The sequence below is a fragment of the Quisquiliibacterium sp. genome, from assembly GCF_982640115.1.
Genome location: NZ_CEXFHW010000182.1, coordinates 1 through 7,512, shown reverse-complemented (window position 1 = coordinate 7,512; position 7,512 = coordinate 1). Strand labels below are relative to the sequence as shown.

The window sequence follows — 7,512 nt, the reverse complement described above, 5'->3', positions numbered from 1 at the left end:
CTGGCCTGCCACCTGCGCGCAGGCTGGCTGATCAGCAAGGACCGCGCGCTGCTGCGGCTGGGCAGGCAGGCCCGGGCCCGGCACGGCCTGCGGGTGCTGACGCCGCTTCAGTTCGACGCTGCCTATAATCAGCCGCCCTGCGCCCTGCCCGAGCCGCCATGAACGCACCCGCCGCCCCCGTCATCCAGAGCAAGCTCCCCGAGGTGGGCACGACCATCTTCACGGTCATGTCGGCGCTCGCCGCCGAGCACGGCGCGGTCAATCTCGGTCAGGGCTTTCCGGACTTCCACTGCGACCCGGCACTGCTCGACGCGGTCAGCCAGGCCATGCGCGAGGGCCGCAACCAGTACCCCCCGATGAGCGGGGTGCCCGAGCTGCGGCAGGCCATCGCCGCCAAGCTGGCCACGCTCTACGGCGCGCGCTACCACCCCGACACCGAGATCACGGTCACCGCCGGGGCCACCCAGGCAATCTTCACCGCGATCATGGCGGTGGTGCGGGCCGGTGACGAGGTGATCGTCATCGAGCCGATGTACGACAGCTATCTGCCGAACATCGCCCTGGCCGGTGCCACCGCGGTGTGCGTGCCCATGCGCGATGACTTCACCATCGACTGGCCGGCGGTGCAGGTCGCGGTCACGCCCCGCACCCGCGCCATCCTGGTCAACTCGCCGCACAACCCCAGCGGGCGGATCTTCACGCCTGAAGACCTCGCCACCCTGGAGCGCATCGCCATCGAGCACGACCTGTTCGTGATCGCCGACGAGGTCTACGAGCACATGGTGTTCGACGGTCGCGCACACTGTTCGGCCGGCAGCCGGCCGGCGCTGGCGGCGCGCAGCTTCGTGATCTCGTCCTTCGGCAAGACCTACCATGTCACCGGCTGGAAGGTGGCCTACTGCGCGGCGCCGGCCGCGCTCACCGCCGAGTTCCGCAAGAGCCACCAGTTCATCGTGTTCACCGTGAACACCCCGGCCCAGGCAGGCCTGGCCCGCTACATGGCCAACCCCGCGCCCTACCTCGATCTGCCGGCCTTCTACCAGCGCAAGCGCGACCTGTTCCGCGACGGTCTTGCCGGTACCCGCTTCCATCTGCTGCCCTGCGAGGGCACCTACTTCCAGGTGGCCAGCTACGAGGCGATTTCCGACCTGCCCGAGGATGCCTTCGCGCAGTGGCTCACCCGCGAGATCGGCGTGACCGCCATCCCGATGTCGGCCTTCTATCGTTCGCCGGTCGACCGCCGCCAGGTGCGATTCTGCTTCGCCAAGCGCGACGATACTCTGCACGAGGCGCTGACCCGATTGGGGCGGCTTTGAAGGCCAAGCCCCTGCAGGGCCGGCGTTCGCTGCTGCTTGGCGTGCTCGCCGGCTTCGGCAACCTGGCCGCCTGCGGTGTGGTGCCGCTGCCCACGCTCACGCCGCCCACGCTGTCGGTGAGCGGCCTGGAGCCGGTGGACGCAAGCCGGGAGCAGCTGCGATTCAATGTGCGGGTAACGGCCACCAACCCGAACAGCAGCGCGCTCCCGATCCGCGCGCTGGGCTTCGCCGTGGAGGTGGGCGGGGTCGAGATCGCCCAGGCGGTGGCCGCCGAGGCGCCCTTCGAGCTGCCCGCCCGGGGCAGTCGGGAGATCACGCTTGCCTTCACCAGCCCGACCGGCCGACTGCTGGAGGCCGCGCGTCGCCTGCCGCTGAGCAAGATCGACTATCGGCTGCATGGCACGGCCACCTGGGGGCCGCTCGCCATCCGAATTCCCTTCGAGCGCAAGGGCGAGCTCGACCCGCTGCGCCTGCTGATGCGCCGGCCGGCCGGCACGCCCGCACCGGGTGGCTGAGCCAGCCACCCGGCGCCGCGCCGCCTACTTCACATCCTGCAGGCGCTTGCCCTCGGCGGCCAGCCGCTGCAGCAGCGGCGAGAGCACGAACTCCGGACCGAGCTTGGGCGCGTAGGCCTTCAGGCGCTCGACCACATGGGCCAGGCCCACGGTGTCGCCGTAGAACATCGGACCGCCGCGGTACACCGGCCAGCCATAGCCGTTGATCCAGACGATGTCGATGTCGGAGGCGCGCAGCGCGATCTTCTCCTCGAGGATGCGGGCGCCCTCGTTGATCATCGGGTACACGCAGCGCTCGAGGATCTCCTGCTCGCTGATCTCGCGCGGCGCATTGCCGGCGCGGGCGGCGAACTCGCGCACGATCTTCTCGGTGACCGGCGAGGGCCGCGCATTGCGCTGCTCGTCGTAATCGTAGAACCCGCCGCCGGTCTTCTGGCCGCGCCGGTCCATCTCGCAGAGCACCTCGCGCACCGTGGCACCCTTGGAGGTCTCGCGCGACCAGCCGATGTCCAGGCCAGCAAGGTCGGACATCGCGAACGGCCCCATCGGCAGGCCGAACTCGTAGAGAACCTTGTCGATGTCCCAGGGCATGGCGCCCTCGTTGAGCATGGCCTGCGCCTGCAGCGAGCGGGCGCGCAGGATGCGGTTGCCGATGAAGCCCGGGCACACCCCCGAGACCGCGCCGATCTTGCCGATCTTCTTGCCGATCTGCATGGCCGTGGCCAGCACCGCCTTGGAGGTCTTCTCGCCGCGGACCACCTCGAGCAGGCGCATGACATTGGCCGGCGAGAAGAAGTGCATGCCGACCACCGCCTCGGGCCGTGACACCGCGGTGGCGATCTCGTTCACATCCAGGGCCGAGGTGTTGGTGGCCAGCACCGCGCCCGGCTTGGCGATCTTGTCGAGCTTGGCGAAGACCTCCTTCTTCAGCGCCATGTTCTCGAACACCGCCTCGATGATCAGGTCGCAGTCGGCCAGCGACTCGAGCGACAGCGAGCCGGTCAGCAGCGACATGCGCTTGTCGACATCGGCCATGGTCAGACGGCCACGCTTGGCGGTGGTCTCGTAGTTGCGGCGAATGACCGAGAGGCCACGATCGAGCGCGTCCTGGCGGGACTCGACCAGGGTGACCGGGATGCCGACATTGGCGAAGTTCATCGCGATGCTGCCGCCCATGGTGCCTGCGCCGATCATGCCCACCTTGCGCACCGGCACCAGCGGGGTGTCCTCGGGCACGTCAGGAATCTTCCAGACCTGCCGCTCGGCGAAGAACACATAGCGCTGGGCGGCCGACTGGGTGCCCGACATGAGTTCCATGAAGAGCTGGCGTTCGACCTTCATGCCCTCGTCGAAGGGCAGGTTTACCGCCGCCTCGACGCAGCGGATGTTGTACTCGGGGGCCAGGAAGCCGCGGAACTTGCGGGCATTGGCCTTGCGGAACTCCGCGAAGATCTCGGGCTTGCCGCGTGCGGCGACCATCTTCTCGTCGGACTCGCGCACCTTCTTGAGCGGCCGGTTCTCGGCCACGATGCGCCGCGCCAGGGCGATCGCGCCGGCGCGCAGTTCGCCCTCGGGCACGATCTCGTCGACCAGGCCCATCTCCAGGCACTGGGCCGCGCCGACATGCTGACCCGAGGTCATCATCTCGAGGGCCTTGGCCGCGCCCACGATGCGCGGCAGCCGCTGGGTGCCGCCGGCGCCCGGCAGCAGTCCGAGGTTCACCTCGGGCAGGCCGCACTTGGCCGAGGGCACCGCCACCCGGTAGTGGCAGCACAGCGCCACCTCGAGGCCGCCGCCCAGGGCGGTGCCATGGATGGCCGCCACCACCGGCTTGGGCGAGTTCTCGATCGCGTCCTGGGCCTCCTTCAGGCCCGGCTCGCGGGGCGGCTTGCCGAACTCGGTGATGTCGGCGCCGGCGATGAAGGTGCGGCCTTCGCAGATCAGCACCACCGACTTCACCGCGGGGTTGGCCACCGCGGCGCGCACGCCCTCGAGGATGCCGGCGCGAACCGGCTGCGAGAGCGCGTTCACCGGCGGGGAGTTGAGGGTGAGGATCGCGACATCGCCTTCGACCTTGAGGTCGGCGACTGCTTCGGCTGCTGCCATCGGGGGTCTCCTGTGGGGGGTATGGGTGAAGGGCCGCACGCGCTCAGCTGCGCTTGCCGGCCTTGGCGGTGAAGGCGGCGATGCGCTGCTGCATGTCGGGACCACGGCCTTCGCTGCGATGACTCTCGTGGGCCAGACCGGCCGCCAACGGCAGCGAGTCGGTCTCGCGCATCAGACGCTTGTTGGCCCGGTGACTGAACCAGGAGTTGGCCAGGATCTCGGTGGCCAGCGCCTGCAGGTGCGCATCGAAGCGCTCGTCGGGCACGCACTCGTCGGCAAGCCCCATGGCCAGGGCCTGCTCGCCGGTGAAGGTGCGCGCGGTGAAGCTCATCAGGCTGGCCTGCGATCGTCCGACCCGGCGCGGCAGACGCTGGCTCATGCCCCAGCGCGGGGTCAGCGCCCATTTGCCGTGGGTATCGGCAAAGCGCGCCGAATGCGCAGCCACGATCAGATCGCCGGCCAGGGCGAGTTCGAGCGCGCCGGTGTAGCAGTGGCCATGCACCGCGCTGATCACCGGCTGCGGGAGGTTGGCCAGCATCTCGATGGTCTCGGACTGGTAGCCGGGCGTGGGTGCCTCGACGCCGCCAGCGATCGCGGTGAGGTCGTTGCCAGCCGAGAAGCAGCGCCCGGCGCCGCGCACCATGACCAGACCCACGCTGTCGGTCTGCCTTGCGATGGCCTCGACATGGGCGCGCAGTTCGATGAACAGGGGCACCGTGAGCGCGTTGAGCTTGTCGGGGCGATTCAGCGTGAGCGTGACCAGCCCGTCGCGATCGCTGCGCAGCACCAGTTCGGCCATGGCATGTCTCCAGGGAGATGAGCATCCGGGCGCAGCCCTCAACAGACCGCGCGCGCCGGGGTGTGCGGCAGTATCGCGGCATTGCGCAGGCGGTGTCGAGGCGCCGGCCCGCCGCGGTCCGGCCCGGCATACCATAGCGACTCAATCCGGCAGCCCTGCGCGCACCGCCATGGACAGATTCAAGCAGATCGAAACCTTCGCCGCCGTGGCCCAGCGCGGCAGCCTGTCGGCGGCTGCGGCGCTCGAGGGGGTGGCACCGGCGATCATCGGCCGGCGCATCGACGCGCTCGAGGCCCGCCTTGGCGTCAAGCTGCTGGTGCGCACCACCCGCAAGGTCAGTCTCACCCAGGAGGGCACGGCCTTCCTCGAGGACTGCCAGCGCATCCTCGAGGACTTCCACAATGCCGAGAGCGCAGTCTCGCTCGGCGGGCGTCAGGCGAGCGGCCATGTGCGGGTGAGTGCGCCTGCGGGATTCGGCCGCCGCCATGTCGCGCCGCTGCTGCCGGCATTCCTTGAGGCCAACCCGCAGGTGACCCTCTCGCTGGAGCTTTCCGACCGGCTCGCCGACATCGTCACCGAGGGCATCGACCTCGCCATCCGGATCGGTCACCTCGAGGACTCGAGCCTGGTGGCGGTGCGCCTTGCCGCCAACCGCCGGGTGGTGGTGGCCAGCCCCGACTACCTCGCGCGACACGGTCGCCCGCGCACGCCGGCCGATCTGGCCACTCACCAGTGCCTGACCTTCGGACGCTATGGCAATCAGGCCCGCGGCTGGCTGTTCACCGTGAACGGCAAGGTCGAGGCGGTACGGGTCAGCGGGGCCATGGAGTGCAACGACGGCGCGGTGCTGCATGAATGGGCCCTGGCCGGCCAGGGCCTGGCCTGGCGCTCGATGTGGGAGGTGGCCGACGAGCTGCGGGCCGGACGGCTGGAAAGCGTGCTCGACACATTCGAGGCTCCCGACAACGCGATTCACGCCGTGTTCGCGCAGCGCCGACACCTCGCGCTGCGCATGCGCCTTCTGATCGACTACCTGAAGCAGGCGTACGCCAGCCCGGGCTACTGGTCCGGTACCGCCTGAGCCCAGGCCCCGGAAACGACAAGGGCGGCCCGAAGGCCGCCCCGTGCATCACCGCCGGCAAGCGACGGTGCGCTCAGCACCGCAGGATCACTTCAGGTGCTTGCCGACCAGGCCGGTCATTTCGAACATGCTGACCTGGGCCTTGCCGAAGACTTCCTTGAGCTTGGCGTCGGCATTGATCATGCGCTTGTTGACGGCATCCTGGAGGCCGCCCTTCTTGATGTAGTCCCACATCTTCTTGACCACCTCGGTGCGCGGCAGCGGTTTGTCGCCGACGATGGAGGCGAGCGCCGCGCTGGGCGTGAGGGGCTTCATGAATGCCGCATTGGGCTTGCGGGCGGGCTTCTTGGCGGCCGCCTTCTTGGCGGGTGCCGCAGCCTTCTTGGCGGGCGCCGCCGGCTTCTTGGCAGGCGCCGCAGCTTTCTTGGCAGGTGCCGCAGCCTTCTTGGCCGGCGCCGCCGGCTTCTTGGCAGCGGGTTTCTTCGCCGGTGCCTTGGCAGGCTTCTTGGCAGCTTGCTTGGCGCCACCCTTGGCTGTTGCCATGTGTATGCCTCCGTCAGTGGGTTGGAATGTTCGCGATGTCAGCACACCGGCCCGCACGGGCCGGGTATTTCACGCAGACGCAAGAATGACGGTTCTTTGGGCGCTCGCCAATAGGCCGCGTGCAAAATTTTCCGGCGCGCGCGCGGCCGTGTTGTTTCAGGGACTCAGGCGTTCTCGGTCTCGCGCCCGGCACGCTTGCGCTCGTGTTCCTTCAGCAGGCGCTTGCGCAGCCGGATGCTGCGCGGCGTGAGCTCGACGAGTTCATCCTCGGCGATGAATTCCACCGCCTTCTCGAGGGTGAGTTCGATCGGCGGCGTGAGCACGATGTGCTCGTCCTTGCCCGAGGCCCGCACATTGGTGAGCTTCTTTTCCTTGACCGGGTTGACCACGAGGTCGTTGTCGCGGCTGTGGATGCCGATGATCATGCCCTCGTAGAGCGGGTCTCCGGGCTTGACGAACATGCGCCCCCGCTCCTGCAGCTTCCACAGCGCATAGGCCACGGCAGCGCCGTCGTCCTGCGAGATGAGCACGCCATTGCGCCGGTCTTCGATCTCGCCCGCCCAGGGGCCGTAGTCGTCGAACACATGGCTCATGATGCCCGTGCCACGGGTGAGGTTGAGGAACTCGTTGTGGAAGCCGATCAGCCCGCGCGCCGGCACACGGTAATCGAGGCGGGTGCGGCCCTTGCCATCGGACTCCATGTTGCGCAGTTCGCCGCGGCGACGGCCGAGCAGTTCCATGACCGCGCCCTGATTGGCATCCTCGAGATCCATGGTGAGGATCTCGTAGGGCTCCTGCCGCTCGCCATCGACCGTGCGCAGCCGCGGCTTGGGTCGCGATACCGCCAGCTCGTAGCCTTCGCGGCGCATGTTTTCGAGCAGGATGGTCAGGTGCAGCTCGCCGCGGCCCGAGACCACGAAGGTATCGGAGTCGGCGGCGAAGTCCACGCGCAGCGCGACATTGCTCTTCAGCTCGCGCTCCAGGCGCTCGCGGATCTGCCGGCTGGTGACGAAACGCCCCTCGCGCCCGGCCATCGGCGAGGCATTGACCAGGAACTCCATGGTCATGGTGGGCTCGTCGACCTCGAGCATGGGCAGCGCCTGGGGTTGCTGCGGATCGACCACCGTACAACCGATGTCCAGGTCTTCGATG

Annotated in this window: 7 protein-coding genes; 3 read left to right on the top strand and 4 right to left on the bottom strand. The window is 68.8% G+C overall.

The window, feature by feature from the left end; translation table 11 throughout:
- Positions 1–158: 158 nt before the first annotated feature.
- A complete protein-coding gene (locus AC2H6A_RS16275) occupies positions 159–1,316 on the top strand; it encodes a pyridoxal phosphate-dependent aminotransferase (RefSeq protein WP_484274766.1) in 1,158 nt (385 codons plus the stop codon).
- Positions 1,313–1,831: an LEA/WHy family protein gene (locus AC2H6A_RS16270; protein WP_484274765.1), complete on the top strand. Its 519-nt coding sequence runs from the start codon at positions 1,313–1,315 to the stop codon at positions 1,829–1,831. The genes AC2H6A_RS16275 and AC2H6A_RS16270 overlap by 4 nt, the downstream gene beginning before the upstream one ends.
- A gap of 24 nt (positions 1,832–1,855) precedes the next feature.
- Here AC2H6A_RS16270 and AC2H6A_RS16265 read toward each other — a convergent pair whose 3' ends face one another.
- Together AC2H6A_RS16265 and AC2H6A_RS16260 are read right to left on the bottom strand one after the other, a co-directional pair.
- On the bottom strand, positions 1,856–3,937 hold the full coding sequence (locus tag AC2H6A_RS16265) for a 3-hydroxyacyl-CoA dehydrogenase NAD-binding domain-containing protein (protein ID WP_484274764.1): 2,082 nt from the start codon (positions 3,935–3,937) through the stop codon (positions 1,856–1,858).
- A gap of 43 nt (positions 3,938–3,980) precedes the next feature.
- On the bottom strand, positions 3,981–4,736 hold the full coding sequence (locus tag AC2H6A_RS16260; protein WP_484274763.1) for an enoyl-CoA hydratase/isomerase family protein: 756 nt from the start codon (positions 4,734–4,736) through the stop codon (positions 3,981–3,983).
- Between the two features lie 169 nt (positions 4,737–4,905).
- Between AC2H6A_RS16260 and AC2H6A_RS16255 the strand changes: the two genes are divergently transcribed.
- Positions 4,906–5,817: a LysR family transcriptional regulator gene (locus tag AC2H6A_RS16255; protein ID WP_484274762.1), complete on the top strand. Its 912-nt coding sequence runs from the start codon at positions 4,906–4,908 to the stop codon at positions 5,815–5,817.
- Between the two features lie 87 nt (positions 5,818–5,904).
- On the opposite strand, the gene AC2H6A_RS16250 is transcribed toward AC2H6A_RS16255, so the two are convergent.
- Both AC2H6A_RS16250 and AC2H6A_RS16245 read right to left on the bottom strand, forming a co-directional pair.
- Positions 5,905–6,360, bottom strand: a complete 456-nt coding sequence (locus tag AC2H6A_RS16250) for an SWIB/MDM2 domain-containing protein (RefSeq protein WP_484274761.1) — start codon at positions 6,358–6,360, stop codon at positions 5,905–5,907.
- A gap of 164 nt (positions 6,361–6,524) precedes the next feature.
- A partial coding sequence (locus tag AC2H6A_RS16245) for a large ribosomal subunit assembly factor BipA (protein WP_484274760.1) occupies positions 6,525–7,512 on the bottom strand: 988 nt, incomplete at its 5' end.